At 40.2% G+C, this 1,333-nt stretch carries 1 protein-coding gene and 1 pseudogene; both read left to right on the forward strand.

The window, feature by feature from the left end:
* Positions 1-894 (forward strand): annotated as a pseudogene (locus CXF74_RS21360) (hypothetical protein); the annotation flags it as partial.
* Positions 887-1,333, forward strand: a 447-nt coding sequence (locus CXF74_RS21365; RefSeq protein WP_198552959.1) for an ATP-binding protein, incomplete at its 3' end; no start/stop codon positions are given. The pseudogene CXF74_RS21360 and the gene CXF74_RS21365, both read left to right, overlap by 8 nt.

Raw genomic sequence — 1,333 nt, forward strand, 5'->3', positions numbered from 1 at the left:
ACTGACAGCTTAAGTGCTGCTTATAAAAATCATAGCCAAGAAACATTATTAACCGAGCGCTACACCAAGTTGTGCAAGCATTATTCGGTAAAAGCAACACGTAACAATAAAGGTATTGCCCATGAAAATGGCGCCATAGAATCTGCAAATGGCCATTTAAAAAGAAAGGTCGATCAGCAGCTGATGTTACGTGGTAGCCGTGATTTTAGTAGCCTTAGTGAGTATGAAAAATTCATTAATATCATTATTGCCAAAATTAACCGTCAATGTAAAACACGCTTTGAAGAAGAAAAAGAACACTTACAAATGCTACCTTGTCGTCGCACTAATGATTTCAGTGAGCAATATGTAAAAGTGTCTTCAAGCAGTACCATTAGCGTTAAACGAGTCATTTACACCGTTCCATCTCGCCTTATCGGTTGCGCACTTTTAGTGCATATTTACGATGATCGGTTAGTGTTGTTTTATGGTCATGAAGAGACCTTATCTTTAAATCGAATTTATGCTTCAGGCACGCTCAGAGCACGCAGTGTTAATTATCGTCATGTGATCCACTCGCTTGCTAAAAAGCCCAATGCCTTTAGATCATCACAGCTTCGTGATGACCTTATCCCCGCAGGTGATTTCACCCTATTATGGAAAAACCTCATCCAAGATGGCCTCACTGATGCGGATTGTAAATATATGGTGGACTTACTATTACTTGCCGATAATTACGACTGTGAAGCGTCACTTGGACGCTATGTTTTAAGTGAATGTGAAGCAAACTCAATGCCATCAATAAAGCAGTGTCGAGCGTTATTTGGCCCTGATAAAGTTGAAGTGCCCATCATCTTTACTCAGCAACATAATCTGAATAGCTATGACAGTTTAATAGGTGGTTTAAATGGCTAACATTCAAAGCTTGCCTTTACTACTTAAAGAGTTGCGACTGACAGAGATGGGAAAAACATGGCAATATTTATCTGATAAAGCGATAAGAGAAGCATGGGAACCTGCACAATTCTTGGCTGAATTATGCGAATTGGAAACAAATCACCGTTATGAAAATAGACTCAAACGGCTATTAAAAGAAAGCCAGTTACCAACAGGTAAACAACTTAATCAATATGACTTTAGTGAAGTTAAGGGGGTAACCGCACTGCAACTACAGCAAAAAACCACCCAGCTAGAGTGGCTTAAACAAGGTCATAACATCTTGCTATTTGGTGCCAGTGGATTGGGTAAGACTCACCTTGGCGCAGCGATAGGTCATGCTTTAGTTGCACAGTCAAAACGAGTGAAGTTCACCAGTAGTACTGCATTGGTGCAGCAACTACAAAAAGCCCGGGAA

It is taken from the genome of Psychromonas sp. Urea-02u-13, from assembly GCF_002835995.1.
Classification (GTDB): Bacteria; Pseudomonadota; Gammaproteobacteria; order Enterobacterales; family Psychromonadaceae; genus Psychromonas.